We start from the raw sequence: 19147 nt of genomic DNA, 5'->3' as shown, positions 1-19147 counted from the left end.
ACTCCAGTAATTATAGTTGCTCACGAGTCAGAATTGAATTGCTGCGCTATCCAACCGTCGTCGAAGATAGTGTCGAAGTATCGGTCCGCAAGGTCAGGTGCAATCGCTACCGCCTTCAGTCGACGGTGTGGGTCATTCACGCTAAGCCAGTCGATTGCCCCACTCACAATAGTTCCAGTCGATCCACCGAAAAGGAATCCCAGTCGAGCCAGATCGTGGCACCATCGAATACTATCCGCTTCCCGAACGTGGACCACGTCAGCAAATATCTGAGGGTCCAGTACTCCCGGTCGAATGCTAGCACCGATGCCTGGAATCACGCGGCGCCCCGGGGTACCGCCAAAACTAACCGAGCCTTCTGCGTCCACAGCAATCACTCTCACATAATCACCGTTGTCGCGGAAATATCTCGCGCACCCCATCGCAGTGCCACCAGTTCCGACCCCTACAAATAGCAGATCCAGGTCAGGAAACGCCTCAGCAATACTTGGAGCCGTTGATTCGTAGTGTGCGATCCAGTTTGACGGATTCGCATACTGGTTTAGCCACACGTACCGTCGATCCTCTGCGCACCGCGCCCGGACATAGTCCATGCGAGTCTGCAAGAAACCACCATTACAATCGAGTTCAGACACCACAACAACCTCTGCGCCTAGCGCCCGGAGCAGGTTCATTGTGGTGACGTTGCACCGCGGATCAGTCACACAGACGAATCTCATCCCTTTACTCGCCGCGATCATCGCAAGCGCCAATCCGAGATTCCCCGACGAGGACTCTATAAGAACCGACTGTTTGTCGATCTCGCCACGTTCTTCAGCTCCCGATATTAGGCGAGCTGCTGCTCGCATTTTCAACGATCCCGCAAAGTTGAAACCTTCACATTTCAGCTTCAAATCAAACCCCAGAGAGGGCAGAAGGTCAACATAGATCTGAGATTCAAGCAGATCATACGGTCTGGATAGGATCTGCACCTTCCCAAAATTACTTTTGCCACTATTGGTGACATTTGGGTAGTCTCCGACTGTAAATTGATCGAGATTAAGGTTCGATTCATCCAATGAGTGATCGCTCTCGTCGGCAGGAGACGCTATCGCTCGCTTCTGATCGCTGGACCTATTACTAAAATGGCGGTCAATCATGATCTACTTCACCGACCTTCAGGCCGGTTCGACCGGAGGTGTCAAACACCGAAGCAATTGCCTCCCTGAGGAGGGCTAACCCCCGCGCCACTTCCGCATTGGTGATGGTAAGCGGAGGCATTAGCTTCACTACCTCGCCATTTCTTCCCGCAGATTCCAGTAGCAAACCCACTTCAAAGGCAGCCTTACAAACCGCTCTCGCCTGGACTGCACTTGAAAAAACCAAGCCGTTGATGAGGCCCACACCTCGAACAGCCAATGAAAGGTCGGAATATTCACCTACTACTCTAGCCAATTCTTGACGAACAAAATTGCCCTTTTTGATAGTTTCTGTTTCCAAATTGCCGTCCGCCCAATAGGTTTCAATTGCTGCGGCCGCTGTTACAAATGCAAGGTTATTTCCTCTAAATGTTCCGCTATGTTCTCCAGGGCGCCAAATATCAAGGTCCCTGCGGATTAATGTCAAGGCCAACGGGAGACCAAATCCGCCGATCGACTTCGACAAGCAAACAATGTCTGGAACGACACCATCAACACCTTCGAAACTAAAAAATGGCCCGGTTCGCCCACAACCGACTTGCACGTCGTCAACGATCAACAACACGCCGTATTTAGTGCAAAGTGCGCGCACTTCATTCAGCCAACCGTCTCTTGCGATATTTACACCGCCTTCGCCCTGCACTGTCTCAACGATCACGGCAGCTGGGCGATTGGTTCGAGACGAAAATATTTCCTCGATTTGGTCTAGTTCGCCATGGACTAGCGGAAATCCGCGGTCCGGCGCGGACCCGTGTGCAGAACGGCTTATGCGGTTATCGCTTACCGCCATCGAACCCAAGGTCATACCGTGAAATGCATTCTCAAATCCCAGAACAATTTTTCGTCCAGTAACTTTCCTGGCCAGTTCCAGGGCAGCCTCCACTGCGCTACTACCAGTTGGACTCGTAAATTGCACTCGATAGTCAAGAGACCTAGGTTCAAGAATATGCTTCCCGAAGCACTCTAATAGAGAATTTTTCGCCACAGTGTTCATGTCAAGAGAATGCGTTATGCTACCATTGCAGAGATAGTCGAGTAATGCACCCTTTAACGTGGGGTTGTTATGTCCGTAGTTGAGAGCGCCCGCACCAGCAAAGAAATCGAGGTACTGATTACCTTGATCGTCAGAAATCCAACATCCCTCGGCCTGGTCGAAAATTACGGGCCAACTCCGGCTGTAGGAACGTACCTGCGATTCGATCGTATGGATAGTGTCTCCAGCACAGATTTTCATATCGCCTCCGCGAACAAACGGTTTAATTTTCTTCACCGTACCTCGAATATTTGATAGCGCACCGTAATTCTAGAAACTCAAATCTCAACGGCACACTTTCCCGGTGCACTAATGCCCGAAATATTTCTCCTCTTGAATCCACCTCGCTGCGACTTCGCCGTTACGAGCGGAATCCCGCGTGAGAAATAGCCTCTCAGGATGGTCATGGCTCAAAAATTCGTGGTGGGATATTTCCCATCCATAGGCCCCGGCGAGTTGGAACACGAGAATGTCGCCGGCTCTAAGCAACGCAACTCGCACATCTCTGGCGAGCACGTCCTTGGGGCTGCAGAGTTCGCCGGCGACTGTGATCAACTGATCGCGGACTGTTGGTCGAAGTAGAGGCAATTCCCACCGCTCGATAGATATCACGCTAAATGGATGACTGTGCTGCCACGATGAGGGGAGCCGAAAATGATGTGTGCCTCCACGAATTAGCGCCCAAGCGACTCCGTGTGTGCGCTTCACATCCAGGACCTCTGCGACATAGTGACCGCACTCTGCGGTCAGATATCGGCCGCATTCAAACTGGATTTCACCCCAATGCGCAGGCACCGTATCAACCCAATCCGCGAGCAGTCGTGCGAACAGCAGCCAATCGAACGGCATCGCCGGGTTTTGGTAGTTTATTCCAATTCCACCACCGACATCGAGCACCTCTACCGTAACCCCGAAGGTCCGCTCCCATCCCATTACGGTGTCACGGTACAACTCCAGCATCGCAAGGTGTGCGTCAGCAGAAAGGTTGTTGGACAGTGAGTGCAGATGGAAACCGACGAACTTTACGCCTGGAAGGCTGGTAGCCGCCCGTATTGCGGCTGGCAGGTCCGACTCATCGATGCCGAATTGGGTCGAACCGGCCATCATCAGGGTGGACGAGGGAAATGGGCCTGCCAGGTTTACTCTCAGAAGTACTTCGACCTCACAGCCGAACTCGGCTGCTACCTCTGAGATCCGATACAACTCTAGGATGCTCTCTGCGTGAATGCGCGTAACCGAAGCCTTAAGTGCCAGTCGAATCTCTGCTTGCGTCTTTGCTGGTCCACCAAAGAGGATTAGCGCGTCTTCGTCGACGGCCCTCACCTTCTCGATCTCGCCGCCGGAAGCCACCTCGAACCCTGCGACGATAGGGGCCAGGCAGTGAAGTATCGGAGCAGCGCTATTGGCCTTCACTGCGTAATACATTCGGCATCGTTCCGGGAGGCTTGTGACAACGGCTTTGACATGCTGTCTCAGGCGTTCGAGGTCGTATGCAAAAAGGCAGACAGCTTGATCACGACCAGACCTGGTCTCAATCAAGGCAGCAAGTTCCGAGTCCCTCGCATCAAATCCATTCATGACCCCTCCGCACTGCGATGAATGTTCAAATGCGCTCGAAGGGCTCTCGCTGTGACACTTCGATCCTCCCCGAGGACGAAACATCGGACTCCTTGTTCAAGCCAAGCCGAGTGGTCATCGGGTGTCCGGGGGATAGCGCAGTAGCGGACATTATGTGCTTGAGACCGCTTTGCAATGTGAGCTAGCGCGTCCAGCACCTGGGGATGACGAATTTGCCACGGCACTCCGTACGACTGCGATAAGTCGGCCGCACCTTCCAGAACCATGTCAATTCCTGGAACCTTCAGAATCGAATCGATCGCCTCAACGGCTTGTTTGTCCTCAATCATGACCACCACCATGATCTCGGCATTCGCACGGCTGATGTACTCAGTAAGTACGAGCTCCCCGAAACCTGGCTGCCGGCCGCTATTCAGCGACCGCATACCTTCAGGTGCGTATCGGGACGCGTAGACGGCAGCGCGGGCAGTCTCGGCATCTTGCACGTGTGGAATCACAACACCCATTGCTCCAGCGTCTAGGGCTCGCAAGATTGCCCCTGAATCACCTTTGGGGACCCTAACAAACGGGGTAAGAGCTACGGACTCAGCTGCACGAATTAAGTTCTCAAGTTCCTGAGGATCGACTCCAGTGTGTTCAGTATCCACGATTACGAAGTCATAGCCTGCGCATCCGATCATCTCGACAAGGGATGGCGACGGGATAGCGCAGAATAGTCCATACACCGTGCGCCCCTCAGCCAAAGCCAACCGCACTTCGTTAGGACGTAACATCAACAGGCCTCCGCCCCGAGGCCAGACAAGATGAACGGGGGTTCAACTGACCAACGCCGACCCGGGACATCGAGCGAGCCCGATATGCGAATCCGATCCCGAGAAAACCACCCTCTCGCAAGACATCCAACTCGACAACAGTGGTCCAGAAGTCTCTCGATTGTGTATAAACGCGGCAGGGATTGTCCCGAACGGCGCGGCTAATCCGGTCGTCGAATGAACGGGCATGGCAGCGCGCCGGTGGACCCGCGATCGGTTCATTCATTTCGACAGGGCCGTCAGATTGAGACGCAATCATAACCGCTCGAATCCACGTATGCGCTCCCAGTCCGTCACAGTGGACTCAAACAATTCCAACTCAGCACGAGCTAACTGCGAATAGTGCCTTCGAACGTCAGGCCCAAACGCTTCCCGAACCAGTTCGCTTGATTCCCACGATTCGAGAGCCTCGGATAGCGTCCGCGGAAGGCACACCTCCCCGCCGTCCCCCTGAGTTGGTAACTCCAGCTGATTCTCGATCCCATACAGCCCACCCGCCACTATTGAAGCCATGGCAAGATACGGGTTCGCGTCACCGCCAGGTAGACGATATTCGAACCTCAACCCCACGCCGCGACCGACAACCCGAACAGCGCTCAGCCGGTCGTCCCAACCCCACCCCGCCAACTTTGGCGCAAACTCTGCTCGCGCCAATCGTTTATAGGAGTTGATGGTCAAAGCGCTTAGAAGAGCAAAGTCTCGCACACAAACAAGCAGGCCGGCCATAAACCACTTCATCAACGACGACATCTGGTCATCGGAGTCCTCGGCGGGGAAGACGAGGCCGCCATCCGCAGTCCTGAGTGAGAAATGAATATGACACGCGTTACCTTCGCCCCCATCGAACCTAGACATGAATGTCAGGGACTTTCCTTCTTGCGCCGCGATCCGTTTTGCCGCAGTCTTCAGTACGGCATGTGCATCACATGTCGCCATTGCCTCTTGATACCTGCACACCACCTCGTACTGACCGCGGTTAATCTCGCCACGAGCAGTTTCGATCTCAAAACCAGAACGGCTCAGTTCTGTACGTAGCCGCGACGTCACTTTGTCTATTCGTTCCAAGCCCGTGAGCGAGTAGTCCGAATTAAACCGCGTGGCAGCTGTCAGATCACTGTATCGGCGACGCAACGCCTCGTCGTAGCTCTCATCAAAAACCAGAAACTCGACCTCAGTACCTGCGAATGCCACGAGTCCGACGGCACCTAACCGTTCGAGCTGACGATTCAGGATTGAACGCGGAGATACGGCGACGTCCGATCCATTAGGCCAATATACGTCTGCAATCACAATAGCGGTGTCCGTCTCCCACGAGGCGAGCCTCAATGTGCCCGGAACTGGAACAAGAACAAAATCGCCGTAGGAATTTCCGCTTGGATCGAGCTCCATACCTGGAACCATTTCCATATCGAGATCGCAAGCCAGAAGGTAACTGCATGCCGGAAGCCCACGAACAACGACGTAGGAGAGAAAGTGGTCTACCGAAACCGTACTTCCGACAAGTCGGCCGTACAGATCAGGTAGCGCAACAATTACCTCCGTCGACTTCGGAGCTACTCGACTTAACTCGTCACGCCAGTAGTCGACATGCTGGATCGCGAAATTCATCCGGTCACCTCGACAGCGTGCAGTGGGTTTCGGACGCGACCAACTCCCAAGACGAATGCGTCATCCATCTCCGAACGATCGTGATGGTGTACGCCTAAGAACTGGTCCCTATTGAAACAAAGACGCTCGAAATCCAGCCCCTGCAAATTGTACTTCTCCCCATTTTGGACGAGGTTCGGAAATTGTTGCTCGTAACCCTGAATCTCGGATCTGATGATTGACCAGACTAAAGAGCCATCGACATCCAGGGCCTTGCTTAAGACCCGTGACATGTTCCTGGCGGTACCCAATACAACGGAAGTGAGCACCGAGTGCGCAAGTTTGTCCGGAGTCAAGCGACGAATTCCGGGAGAAGCCTCCAAAGGCGGATCCGAGAGATCAGTCCGACCGTCGGCAAGGACCATAAGGTCGCCAGAGAAATCCTTGATTGCGGCTCCGACTGGTCTGTCAGAATCGTCAAAGATTACGATGGTGTTCTCGCTGTGCGGACAGAAACCGATGTCATATGCATAGAGGAAGTGCAATAGACCAGGAAGCAGCGCATGAAAGAAATCTCGTGTCCATTGCACTGCGCCAACGCCGGAGTTCTCTACCAGCACAGCAAGAAGCGATGAACCGTCAGGGCATAATCGCAATAACGATGCAACCGATCTTGCTTTTTCATTAACGGAAACGACCTGCTCGATTGGTTCCCGGAATATGGCACCGAACAAATCATGATAGTGATACGGCGATTCACTCAATCCGCCGAACATAGTATTACGCACAGATACGCCCGCGAACTCACCTAACAGATGAAACCTCACCCCTCGACTCAAATAGTGATCATTTTGCTGAATATCTTTAATCCACGACGTGATAGCCGGCGCGGCTAGGCAGTACTCGCGCGAAAGACCGCGATATACGAGAGTGTTCCGAATGTGCAACGCTAACTTCAGGTCAGGTGCGCAAGGATTGGAAATATTCTTTAAAGTTCGCACCGACTGGAGGGATCTGTACTGATCCTCACTCAAACCCAAAAAAGTTATGCGGCCATCCGCGATAAAAGGCGCATAATGCAATTGAACAACGTTATCCCATTGGTGAGGGTGCACAGGAACATAAACGAAGTCTCTAACATCCCACCCATATTCTTTCGAGCTATCCGCCAGCTTGGCCTCCATATCTCTTCCGGCCTTATCGGAAACTGTTTTCAGGGTAAACGCATTCCACTCCACGTTTCCAAGTAGCGCCACTTCGGCAATACTTGAGTGTGCCGCTATCCATACCACCGATATTAGTTTCGACGATTCCGGCGCATAGGCTTCCCAGTCGCTCGTCGAGAATCCAATCCGTCCTTTGTTGAGAACCATACTTGGGTGCCCATTCTGATGGGCATCAAGCTCCGCAAAATCCAGTGCAGCTAGGGATTTTGCGCTGAGCGAATTTAGAAATACGCGGTCTTCTGCACGATGTGTTGAGAGGGCTTCGACGAGCATCTCCGCCTGGGTAGCACCGTCCCATTTGAGTACCTTACCCAGATCGATAATGATCTGCTCGAATAGGACTTGTTCGTCGTCCAGTTCGGGTTCACGCCGGATCGATTCAGGTTCGACAATCCAATAACCGGCGGCATCGTAGGTGCCAGAGAACGACCACGTTGCCAGCCCCAACTCGAACCGATATCGAGTGCTGCCACTCTTTCTGTCTTCAATCGGATCGAATAGACCCTCGAAGGCTAGCAGTGCAATCGTCTGACCGACGAGATACCGCCCGGCACGACGCCATCGATATCTAGAGTCGTACTCGTTCATTCGCTCGCTCCTCCTAGATGCATGTCAGCCGAACCTTGTCCAAGCCACGTCACCAGCAACAGGCAATCTTGCTTCTCCGATAATCGAGTTAAGAATTTGTGCCGACCTCCAAGCACCCAATGTTAAATCGGGAGCACCGATTCCATGTGTATGCATTTCTCCATTCTGAACATAGATCTTTCCGCCTATATCCCCTGTAGTCGAAATCGAGTAGTCACGTCGGATTATCAGCTTCCCTCGACTATCCAATGGCAAAGAATCTTTCATGGCGTCAAGGACCGTCGGAGGGCGTGATTCATAACCATTTGCCCAAACAACTGCGTCTACCTCAATGCATATTTGTTTACGCTTGTCGACATGCCAGCACAATAAACTGTACCTCCTGGTCTTTCCTTCTGAGACCGTTCGAACTTCTACACCTGGCCTAAGCTCTGCATTCGGTTCACGCCCCCCAATCGTTCTTTCGTAAAGTTCATCGTGGATATCTGAGAGAGTCTGGTTGCTAACCGCCTTATAGAGTTGCCATTGCTTCGCCAGCAGTTCTTGTTTGACGTCGTCAGATAGCCGGAAGAAGTATTCGACATAGTCAGGGGTGAAATGTTGAAGCCCCAGTTTTGAATACTCCATCGGGGCGAACGCTGTAGATCTCGAAATCCATATAGGTCTCGAAGCTAAGCGCCCTTCCCAGTCTTGAGCGCGAATCAAGTCCAGTACGATCTCAGCACCAGACTGCCCACCCCCGATTACTGCCACTCTTTCGCACGAAAGCAATTCGCTTCGTTTCTCAAGATATTCACCCGAATGAAAAATCAGCGATTCACCTTCAGGTGATGCGGCGTCATTTTTTTGCGGAGTTGCTACAGGTCGACTCCCGATTCCCAGTACGATATTCTTCGCAACTACTGTGTCTACGCCACCGTCCGAATATCGCACATTTGCCACGAACGCTTCTTCTGCGCCAACCCAGGAAATGTCAACGACCTCGCAACCAAATCGGCACGACTCAAGCTCAGAGGACACCCATTCCAAGTAATGAGAGTATTCACGTCGCGGTACCTCGAAGCGCTCGGAGAAAAAGAACTGAAACAATCTCTGATGTTCACTTAAGTAATTTAAGTACGACCATCGACTCGTAGGACAAACCATCGTGACGAGGTCGGCCAGAAATGGAACTTGGAGCTTTGACCCTCCAATCAGCATTCCGGGGTGCCAGGAGAACTCTTGCTTTCTGTCCACGAATTGCGTCGTCAGATCTAGGCCGTCAGCCAGTGCTGCAAGAGATAGATTGAACGGTCCCACTCCCACGCCCAGCAAATCCACCTTTGATGCGCACATCAGTTCAATCATCTCCAATGTCATTGGAGCGCAATAGCGCTCGTTTCGCATGGGGGTGGCCTAGGAAGTTCTGCATTGCAAACTCCCAGCCGTACGCACCTGCATATGGAAATGCGATAGCGTCTCCGACTCGAACTCGTGTCACCGCCACATCGCGCAGCAGGGTGTCCTCAGTCGTGCACAACTTACCTATGATGGTAACTAGTTGGTTCTCCACTGTGGGCCTCGGATACGTCTCCGACCATCCCTCTCTGGGAAGGACCACGGCGTTATGTACGATGTCCCAGGATGTCGGCAACTGGAAGTGGTGAATTCCTCCTGCAAGAACGACAAAGGATTCGTGTTCCCGCACCTTGAGATCGACTACGTCGGATATATACCATCCGCAGTCAGCAGTAAGATAGCGACCAGGCTCAATCACAACCTCGAAGTCGGGTGTTTCTAGGCCTTTTAGTTCGTTACCAAGTCTCTCGAGATCGAATTCCGATTCAATTCCGAATCCCACTCCTATGCCACCCCCGACGTTGACGTAACGCAAGTCAATCCCAGCTCTTTGTGCAGTGGAGCGACTCCAACTGAGACACCAGCGGATATACGAAGCGTGCCTGGCTGCATCGAGGTTGTTTGACAGCAGATGGAAGTGGAAGCCCACTAGTTCGAGAAATGAAGACGCGCGCGCATACGTGATTGCGTGATGCAAGTCATCTGAAAATAGGCCGAACCTCTGCCCATCGTTTTCGAATTCGTCCCCAATGTCCAGCTGGACGTAAGGGGGGCTGACTCGCAACGCGACTTTTTGCTGTCGGCCGTGATTCTCGGCTACCTTCCTCAGCCTGTGCAGTTCGGTGACACTATCGACATTCACTATCGAGTTTGATATCCGCGAAAGACACTCGATGAACGCGTCCGACTTGCCAGGCCCACTCGCAGAAATGCTCGCTGTGGCGCTCACCCTACGTGCGGTTTCGAGTTCCGACTCCGACGCGACATCGAAGCCATCGACTTTCGGCGAGATCACCTCGACTAGCGAAGGAAAAGAGTTCGCTTTCATAGCGTAGTGGATCCGAATCCACGGAGGCAGTGCCGTCCGCATCAGCTGAATACGAGCTAAGGCCACCGACGGGTCATAGATAAAGGTAGCTGCCGAGTGTTGCCAACTTTGTATCTTCTCCGCCTTCGCTCGCAAATCGGGCGCCATCGCCGCCGGGTCGAGTAGCGGCATACCTCCGGCTGACGGGGGCCACATAATCGCCATTTCTAACCTTGCTTCGACTTGTCGCCACGAACCTCGGGATCGCTCATACTGCTAGCCCGTCCGAAACTGAGGACGACTCACGCACAATCGCGCCCAGGATGGCTTCGATGTCTTGAAGGTTCAATTTTGGATTCAGAACCGTGATCTTGAACCACAGGCGCATTTGTCCATCGTTATCCTGGGTCCGCGCCCTGCCTAACACGGCGCTTCCATTCTCCAACAACCGTCGTCGAACCTCGGCGACTATATTGTCACTGATTTCGGGTGTCCGACCCATATCGGGGAGACGAAAGAGGACGGTTGTCAGATCCCGCTGGCCAAACCACAGGACGAAGTTACTGTCAGCATTGATGGCGTCTGCTAGAAGTTCAGCCGCGGCGAAGCACGCTGCTATCATTCGCTCGAAACCGAGGCGGCCAGTGGCGCGCAACGTAGTTGCTAATTTGAACAAATCGGGGCGCCGTGACGTTCGGATAGATCGTCCTAGCATATCTGGGAATCCACGACCAACGTCGTCCTTTGAGTTCAGATATTCTGCTGTAACTTCCAGCGGTTGCAAATATTCCCGATTGTGAACGACCAGGACACCACAGGATATTGGTTGCCACCCAAATTTGTGGAAATCCATCGCAACCGTCACACTGCGATCAATATTTCTTAGGTTGTGAGCATATGCGTCGCATAAGATGAGTGGTCCCCCATAAGCTGCATCTACATGAATGTCAAACCCATACTTCCGCGACAGATCGGCTATAGGGGCAAGTGGATCGATGCTGCCTGTGTCGGTAGTTCCTGCGGTAACAACCATCAACGTCTGTTCGCCTGGCTGTTCGCTCTTGAGTACATGCTCAGCGTGCTCGACATCGAGCTTGCCCGCGGTTGACCTGATCATTACCGGTGGCTCTACTCCAGCTAGCCACGCAGCGCGGGCAATACTGTGATGGGCATTCTCGCCGCAGACCACGCGCATTTTCATTCCTGCTCTGCGCGCGCCTTCCCTAGCAAGGAGTATCGCGACGAAGTTTGATTCGGTGGCGCCGGTGGTCGCGATTGCATCAGGAGTGGCCGCATCAGGATAGACCAGTGCAGCCAGTGCCTGGCATACTCGTGCTTCGATCAATGATGCGCCGGGGGCCTGATCCCACGAATCGAGAGATTGATTTGTGGCGGAAGCACTCATGTCGGCTGCCACAGCGGCAGATAGAGTTGGGCAGTGCAGATGGGCCACACACTTCACATCGTTTGGGTCAGATGCGTATGCCGCAAGAAACCTGCTGTATTCATAGACGGCCTGCTCTTCACCCACGCCCTCATCGGGAATCATCTCGGTCCATGCCCGTAGGCCGGCAGCAACGACCTCGGGTGGCCCACCGCGTGGCGCTGGCCCCTTCCTGTCTTCGCTCCCGTCATGCAAACCGATGCTGGCCGCATTGAGGGCCATCTCGAGTGAGCCGTCATCCGAGACAAACCCAACTATTCCCTCCGTCCGAGGGATGATGTTCTGTCGGGCCGGGTGTTGTTGTCCCATCTCAAATCTCCTCTGAGGCATTCGCTCGATGGGTCGCATGAGTGTGGCGAAGACATTCGAACGGCCAACTGGGGCCGGCTTCGATGCCAGGTATGTGGGCGGATAACGCTCATGCGAGTTCGAGGTTCTTTGAAACTTGAATCGGGCAGGCCAAACATTGCGTCTACAAATGAAATTTGTCGATGAGCACCTTGCGTATACCGCGTCACTTCACGGTAGCCGATGGCGCGCGAATCCGGACGAACCAGCTTCGAGGACGAGAGCGAGTGGACTCCCAGCAGATCAATTGTCGCCCCTGGACATATTTTTGGCCTCGGAACGTGTTCACCGACCTCGATCTGATCAATCTTTTCTGCGTGACGGCTTGCGCATTTCCCATCCTTTCGCAGGCATACCTTGCAACTGAGGACGTGCGGGCTGCGCGCGGGCTTGGCCGACGAAGAGAGTCAGCGAACGTCGCACGGGCGAGCTGAGATTTCGATGAACCGAACTATTCGGTCTGTTGCTAGATTTCTATCAACATCCGTTGATTCTGTCAAGAATTCGACGGGGGGCTGGCGGACCGTGCAACACGGCTGAATCAATATCTAGCTGTTGCTGCCCTTACGGTTTCACCCTTCGACCTTCCTCCGGCTGCCCGTTGAGTATCGCGCTTGTCGCGGAAAGGTAGGCGCGGGGCCACCCGCTTTTGTGGACCTCCCACTTCAAGGGCGGCAGATTCGAATCGGATTGGGGATCTCGACAAAGCGCGGTGACTCTGCGGATCCTACGAGTCGGCTGACCAGGTTCGCTTTCGCAGGAAGAGTTTGACTGCACAGCAGGTCCTCGGCATACGGACTTGCAGAACTGGAATCACCCAGGCTAGCAAGTACACCCGCAACTACACACCACAGCTTGTGTTCGTCCCTCTCCGCATGCCCTAGTACCGACACGACGCCAGCAAGCTGGTTCACGACTGCGTGGTAACGAAGTCGCTGCCAGGCATCATCTTCCGTATAGACCAGCGGACTATCTGCGGCAAGCCCAGCTGGAAGACGATCGCGACTTACGTGCGCGCCCTCCATATCTCGCACCCAGAATTGCGCTGGGCGTCCAGCCTCAGTGTGTAGCAGGCTGTTCTGGAGATGTGCCTCGAAGCCAAGACCATCCGAGCCAAAGACTTCAAGGAGGGGGACCAGTGAAATCCTCAAGTATGCCTCCAGCCAGGCGGTGCGGCCCATTCTCGCCCTTCGTACTTCGTCAACTAACGTAGGCGGCTTACTCCCGCTACCTGCCTCCACCAGTGCCGCAAGGACTCTCGGCGCGGCGGAACCGGTTGCGAACGGATTGTCCCGGTAGATCACGGTGGACTCGGCTGCCAGTTCTTCGCCGACAAAGAGTGGGTTCAAACCTTGCCAGCCAGTTTCTGACAGGACGCCGAACCCTGAGTGCCTCCAATCACTCCTCAGCCGCGCTACCAGTGCGCTTGCGTCTGCCGCCCGCCGCGCGTGCTCGGTCGGTATGTTGCGCGTGAAGTTCGTTATTCGGAGGTGGAGCGGGAGCTTCCAAGCTGTTGGAAACGCAGGATTGCACACAGTACGGACCGACGACGTCGGGTACACCAAACTGCCGATCGGGCCGAGGGGTATCAATGCGCCATCAGCGACAAGCATCGATACGACCGGATGATGTTGCAGATATTTCGCTTGTAGTGGGTGGACCGGAACCACCGGCCATCCACTGGGTCCTTCTCGTAGGACCTCCGCCGGGATCCATTGGCCTGGCCCTACCCTTTCTCCTGCAACTACTTCGGGCGACAAGGCCATGTAGTGCAGTTGAAAAGACGTTCCGAGTTCGGGTGCAAAGCGAGCAAGATCGCTTGCTAGCGGACCGTCGGCACTTTTCGGTGTCGGATGAAAGGGATGTCCCAATATTAGCGATTGTTCCGCACGCCGGGTTATTTCATGACCACAGACCGATGGTGCCTGTGCCTGGCTCGACGAGAGAAAATTTGCCGTCCGCTCGACGCTGTTGGCGATTTGGTCGAGCAACGCGTCGAATTCATGTTGAGGAATCCTCTTGCCGGCACCAACGGCCGCACCGACTTCATCCAAAAGTAGGTGGACGACGTCGGCATGCGCGACTGAACGGCGCCCTGTCCCGCGATCGACCTCAATTTCGTGCTCCCACCGGTGGTTTCCTGAAATCGACCACCATTGCAGTCGGGCGACAAGTTCGACGCCCGACGCTAGCCGGAAGTACACCGGGCCTTGCCTTTGGGCGGGCAGAGGATGGACTTCACGCACCAAACAATTCAGCAGCGACGATCGCGCGGCGTGCTCAGCGATCGCGTATGAAGTCCCATCGGTGGCTCCCTCTTGCGACGTGATCAACTCCGACCTTCCTATTGCCTCAACGGATTTGGAATGGACCCGGTACCCGCCGGCATACTCAAAGCCAACGACCGACCCGACTCCAACAAAGGGCGCATGACCGTCCTGCTTGGCCACATGGGTGCTCTCAAGAAACAATCCGCCAGCACGTCGGATACTGCACGAGGTAGGTCCAGTGCACTCAACGCGCGCTCGATCGCTCTACGAACACAGGACCACAACTCCCGCTCGTCGAGCGCATAGTGTCGTGCCAACGCAACTGCGATACCGTTAAGGTTTACTTGGAAAGCGAGCGTTTGCGCATAGCCCACCAGGTCCTCTGGAGAGTCTGGCCTCAATGATTGACTTCGCCCCGGGCGAATGATCTGTTGAGGATCTAGTGTGCCGGCAGCCTTCATCCAACCTTCGTTCACCCGAAGGGCATCATGGTCGCGCAGCACGAAACCCAGAATCCGACCTTGCAAAGACATTCGTAAAACTGTGTTCTGGCCGTGTAATTCTGGAAATACACCGCGGCTGAGGAAAGCCAAGGTGATGACGGCAAAGACGTCCGCCAACGCACCGAACCACTCGACCGGATCGGTCATGCCAATCGACATTGCCAAACTGCTCCACTCGTGCGCAGCGAGCGCCGCCATTGGAACAGCAAAATCGGCGTGAGTATTCGCGGGATAAGTGCGTACTTGAGCAGCGAGATGCCCCTCTCTTTCCAAGGAAGGGTCCCGCACACTCGATTCGTCCCATCCGACCCAAGCACCTTCGGCGCAAACATCCACAAGTGCGTGCAACCGCGTATCCGACTCAATAATTGCGCGCATGGTGCGTTCGTTCCTGACCCCGTTCTCCCGATTGCGAACCGGGAGTAGGCGTGTGGCGCCTAGTGTCGCCACGGCTAAAGGCAACTTGACATGATGCTGCGGTGCGACGGTAGTGATAAGGGTTCGCAATGAGACGGTGGGGTGAAATTCGCCCAAATCAGCACTGATCGGAACGATCTCGCGACGGGTGTACGCGGCTGCGTACAACTCAGGCAATACATTGATCGCCTGCCATGGATGCACAGGAAGCAACTGATAATCTGTGCCGTCCACCCCAGCAGAAGCCATTTCGTTTTCCAGAACCGTTTGATCTGCTCGGCTCAGTAGTTGCTGGTGAATGGATCCGGAAATTGGCTCAGGGCCGAGCCTCAATTGACTTCGCCGTACAGCAACCCATGCCAGAGCAAGAGGTTCACGCCGCATTGGCCCATACGTGAGGATATCGCTAACGCTCCATCCGCTGACTGCCTGAGAGGTCGGATGAAATGGCCGCCCACGGGTTGCCGCTAGGCGCTCGCCTTCGAGCAATCTCCCTGGCCGCAACGCTAGATCGACATGTGCGCGCTGTCGTGCAGTTGCGGTCCCATGATCAGCGGCGGTAACGATATCGTCTGAAAACTCACCGAGTGCCGCCCCACATAACCCTAGCGCAAGTACCGCATCACGCGGGGATACCCTGGTACCGTCTGCATCGAGCACCGGGCCCCTGGCAACCCGCCAGCCAGCAGCGCCGCCGGGTTGAAATCTCGCCCATAGCTTTCCAATACGGAACCACCGCGTACCGTCGCCAGCTGGCAACGCCCACTCTGGTGGGTCAGTCTGGCATAGTTCGACCAGTCCCTCAGATATTGCAACGTCGATGAGGTCATGGAGAACCGAATCGACTGCAAGGTGAGAGCCGACGGAGTCGACTACCGTATCGTCCCACGGCACGACTGATCTCGGATTTCGCCGCAGTTCGTTCGAATTTCCTACGCCTACAGAATAATTCGTCGGTCTGTTCACTAGGACCTAACCACTACCCTGACATCAACGGTGCTGCTCGCTCGGGCAACAACTGAACTTAATAGAGCAGACGCACCGACGCAGAAACCGCCCTTCAGCGACGCGCAATCGTCAAATCTTGACCCACGCCTCCTGCAAGAATGGTCTACCTTCACACTTTGCAGTGCACCCAGCTGCTTCCGAGTTTTGAGCGGTGACCGAAGACGAACCCGGGTATGGGGCGCATTCATGCACCCCATCATTGTGTGGCTTGCACGATAAAGTCAAGGAAAACCTCCGCGTGGCATAACCCCCAATGTGGCGACTGCCATGCCAAGTGGCGCAACAGGTCCGATGCCGGGCCAGCTAAGAATATGGTGCACCTATGAGCGATCTCCCCCGATTGGCTATCTTCGATTGCGACGGCGTTTTGGTTGACACCGAGCGAATAGCACTTCGGGTACAAGTCCGAATCGGAACGGAACTCGGGTGGCCGCTGACAGACAGCGAAGCCATCGCGCGCTTTACAGGGCACTCGCTCGCATCCATTGAGACTGTGGTCAAGGCACGACTTGGGGAGAAGTTGGCTGCAACGTGGGTTGAGCTCTTCGATCTCTATCACAGAGCTGAAGTCGACAACGGCCTAGAGCACATCGCGGGCGTACCTCGTGTTCTAGCTGAGCTGGCCGAGATGAATATATCGACCTGCGTTGCATCCGGCGGAACTCACGAAAAGATGAAACACACCCTTGGTCGGACAGGCCTTTACAAGCTATTTGTTGGCCGAATCTTCAGCGTGACCGAAGTTGATCGAGGAAAACCGGCACCTGACCTCTTTTTGCACGCAGCTCAGAGCATGGGCGTCCCGGCTTCATCGTGCGTTGTGATCGAGGACAGCTATCCTGGCGTGGTGGCGGCCCGAGCTGCTGGCATTCACTGCTTCGCATTCGCGGGCGGAGTGACGCCCGCAGATCGACTGAATGGTGATGGAACCACCGTATTTCACGAAATGAAGGAACTTCCATCCCTTGTGAACGATCGCTTGTCAGTCGATCCCGCTCTCGACTGATGCCCACCTGTTCTGGCTCCGTTCCAGGAAAAATCCCCAGATCTTCACCAAAATTGCGTAGCTTCACGATTACGCCTGATCGACCACCTCACCGGAAACCGGCGATCGCATCTTCTTGCGAGACCTTCGCCTGTTCAATTTTGACACGCCGATGACCGACCCGCGAGAAATTGGGCCCCTTGGACCAAAACTTCTGCCACTCGCGTGCCGCAGGGCTGGCTGACTTCCCATCATGCCGGCAAGTTTGTCGCCACGAGAGTCTCGGCTCGATCGAAACATGCGGGGGCAGCGAGGAACTCGGAGAATATCAAGCGCATCGTGTTCGCTTGATGTACTTTCGGAGTGAACGTCCGGTACCTTTTGCGTACGAATGCCTGACCACCGATTCCGGAGGGGCTACTTCAGCGTGACTATCAAAGCTGCTGCTCTCGAACGAGGGGCCGACGTTGACGATCACCCGTCAACGTTTGCACAAGAATTGCTATTCCCAAAAATGACATCGAATCCTGATCAAAACCGCGCCCACAACATCGAGAACATTCATGTTGTTCGCGGACTATTGGATGTCGCCGCTCTTAGTCACGCTATAGATCACATAATCGCGCGCCACGAGTCTCTGCGAACGGTATTCACTGTTAGTCCTCGTGGCCTTCGTCTCCGCGTTTTGCCTGCTAAGAGCGGCTCACTGATTGTCCGCGACCACCTCGCTTCAGGCTCCGCCGACCCATCTGAGATCGATGTCGCTGTGCGCGCAGACGCAGAACACCTTTTCGACTTAACAAGTGAACGGCCGAGCCTGTTCACCCTTCACAAGACCAGCGAATTAGAATACATTCTAGTAATTGTGGTGCATCATTTGGTCGTCGACGGTTGGTCAATGGGCATCCTGTTAAATGAGCTGGCCACCGCCTACGCGGCAGCCCGAACTGGACACGACTCCACCTACAGCCGCAAGCCCGCACAAATGAGTACGTTCGCGCGGAATCAGCGGGAACTCGCGGCATCCCCGGAAGTCGCACCGTACGTAGACTATTGGGTCGCACAGCTGGCCGGACTGCAGGAAGGTCCTACTGTCCCATACGACAACTTGGAGGATCCCGAGCGAACCTTCCTCGGGGACCGCCTGGACTTCGAATTGCCGGGAACACTAGTCCAGAACCTCCGGGAGATCGCCCGTTTGGAACGGGTCACAATTGCGGCAGTCGCACTGCTCGGTTTCCAGTTGCTGCTGCGCGACCATTCAGGTCAGGACGACATTTCCATCGGGGTGCCATTCGCGAACCGCACGACGCCGGAAGTTGAAGACTGTGTGGGCTTTCTGATCAACATTCACTGTGTTCGGGTGAGGCTGCCCGCACGCACTCCTACACGAGATCTGCTTCACAAAAGTTCCCGCTCTTTAACTGGCGCCCTTCGACACCAAGAAGTACCACTGATTGTCGTATACGAGGACCTAGTCTCTCGATTCGGCGCTGCGAGCCTGCCAAACCGTTTTTACCGCACAATGTACATCTGCCATACGCACCAAGTTGGGCCATTGCACCTGCAGGGCACTGTCTGCCTGAGGAAACCATTCTCGCAGCAAACGAGCAAGACTGATATTACGCTCAACGTGTGGCCTGACGACTCCAGTATCCGCTGTCAAATTGAATACAACACGGCGCTCTACGACTCCGTCACAATCGACCATCTAGCTGAATGCTATCGCGAAACAATGGCGAGAATAGTTGATGATCTCGTCTGGTAGCGCAGCAAGTTAGTGCGTCAACCTATGCCGGGAATCT

13 protein-coding genes are annotated in these 19147 nt (G+C 54.7%); 2 read left to right on the top strand and 11 right to left on the bottom strand.

What is annotated here, in order from left to right:
- Positions 1-20: 20 nt before the first annotated feature.
- The 11 genes from sbnA to ACFWEM_RS28245 all read right to left on the bottom strand — a co-directional run bounded on the left by sbnA (position 21) and on the right by ACFWEM_RS28245 (position 16009).
- Entirely contained in the window at positions 21-1139 is a 1119-nt protein-coding gene (gene sbnA / locus ACFWEM_RS28295) for a 2,3-diaminopropionate biosynthesis protein SbnA (protein ID WP_378539082.1), read from the bottom strand.
- Positions 1132-2412, bottom strand: coding sequence for a diaminobutyrate--2-oxoglutarate transaminase (locus ACFWEM_RS28290; RefSeq protein ID WP_378539143.1), 1281 nt, complete (start codon positions 2410-2412; stop codon positions 1132-1134). Before ACFWEM_RS28290 ends, sbnA begins: the two co-directional genes overlap by 8 nt.
- A gap of 108 nt (positions 2413-2520) precedes the next feature.
- On the bottom strand, positions 2521-3789 hold the full coding sequence (locus tag ACFWEM_RS28285) for a type III PLP-dependent enzyme (RefSeq protein ID WP_378539081.1): 1269 nt from the start codon (positions 3787-3789) through the stop codon (positions 2521-2523).
- Positions 3786-4562, bottom strand: coding sequence for an HpcH/HpaI aldolase/citrate lyase family protein (locus tag ACFWEM_RS28280; protein WP_378539080.1), 777 nt, complete (start codon positions 4560-4562; stop codon positions 3786-3788). The genes ACFWEM_RS28285 and ACFWEM_RS28280 overlap by 4 nt, the downstream gene beginning before the upstream one ends.
- A gap of 294 nt (positions 4563-4856) precedes the next feature.
- Positions 4857-6209 carry a glutamine synthetase family protein gene (locus ACFWEM_RS28275; RefSeq protein WP_378539079.1) on the bottom strand — a complete coding sequence of 451 codons (1353 nt, stop codon included), beginning with the start codon at positions 6207-6209 and terminating at the stop codon, positions 4857-4859.
- The gene (locus tag ACFWEM_RS28270; protein ID WP_378539078.1) at positions 6206-8002 is read right to left on the bottom strand and encodes an IucA/IucC family protein; all 1797 of its coding nucleotides are present in this window, start codon (positions 8000-8002) and stop codon (positions 6206-6208) included. Before ACFWEM_RS28270 ends, ACFWEM_RS28275 begins: the two co-directional genes overlap by 4 nt.
- Positions 8003-8026: 24 nt before the next feature.
- Positions 8027-9361, bottom strand: a complete 1335-nt coding sequence (locus tag ACFWEM_RS28265) for a lysine N(6)-hydroxylase/L-ornithine N(5)-oxygenase family protein (protein WP_378539077.1) — start codon at positions 9359-9361, stop codon at positions 8027-8029.
- On the bottom strand, positions 9342-10559 hold the full coding sequence (locus ACFWEM_RS28260; protein ID WP_378539076.1) for an alanine racemase: 1218 nt from the start codon (positions 10557-10559) through the stop codon (positions 9342-9344). The genes ACFWEM_RS28265 and ACFWEM_RS28260 overlap by 20 nt, the downstream gene beginning before the upstream one ends.
- A gap of 76 nt (positions 10560-10635) precedes the next feature.
- Positions 10636-11916, bottom strand: coding sequence for a pyridoxal phosphate-dependent decarboxylase family protein (locus ACFWEM_RS28255; protein WP_378539075.1), 1281 nt, complete (start codon positions 11914-11916; stop codon positions 10636-10638).
- A gap of 908 nt (positions 11917-12824) precedes the next feature.
- Positions 12825-14492: an IucA/IucC family protein gene (locus ACFWEM_RS28250; RefSeq protein ID WP_378539074.1), complete on the bottom strand. Its 1668-nt coding sequence runs from the start codon at positions 14490-14492 to the stop codon at positions 12825-12827.
- A gap of 11 nt (positions 14493-14503) precedes the next feature.
- On the bottom strand, positions 14504-16009 hold the full coding sequence (locus ACFWEM_RS28245; protein WP_378539073.1) for an IucA/IucC family protein: 1506 nt from the start codon (positions 16007-16009) through the stop codon (positions 14504-14506).
- Between the two features lie 670 nt (positions 16010-16679).
- Here ACFWEM_RS28245 and ACFWEM_RS28240 point away from each other — a divergent pair.
- Entirely contained in the window at positions 16680-17363 is a 684-nt protein-coding gene (locus ACFWEM_RS28240; protein WP_378539072.1) for an HAD family hydrolase, read from the top strand.
- Between the two features lie 406 nt (positions 17364-17769).
- Positions 17770-19110, top strand: a complete 1341-nt coding sequence (locus ACFWEM_RS28235) for a condensation domain-containing protein (RefSeq protein WP_378539071.1) — start codon at positions 17770-17772, stop codon at positions 19108-19110.
- Positions 19111-19147: the final 37 nt, after the last annotated feature.

This window comes from Rhodococcus sp. NPDC060176, from assembly GCF_042728675.1.
In the GTDB taxonomy this organism is placed as follows: domain Bacteria; phylum Actinomycetota; class Actinomycetes; order Mycobacteriales; family Mycobacteriaceae; genus Rhodococcus_F.
The sequence above is the reverse complement of the archived record's forward strand: the minus strand, read 5'-3'. Positions and strand labels throughout refer to the sequence as shown.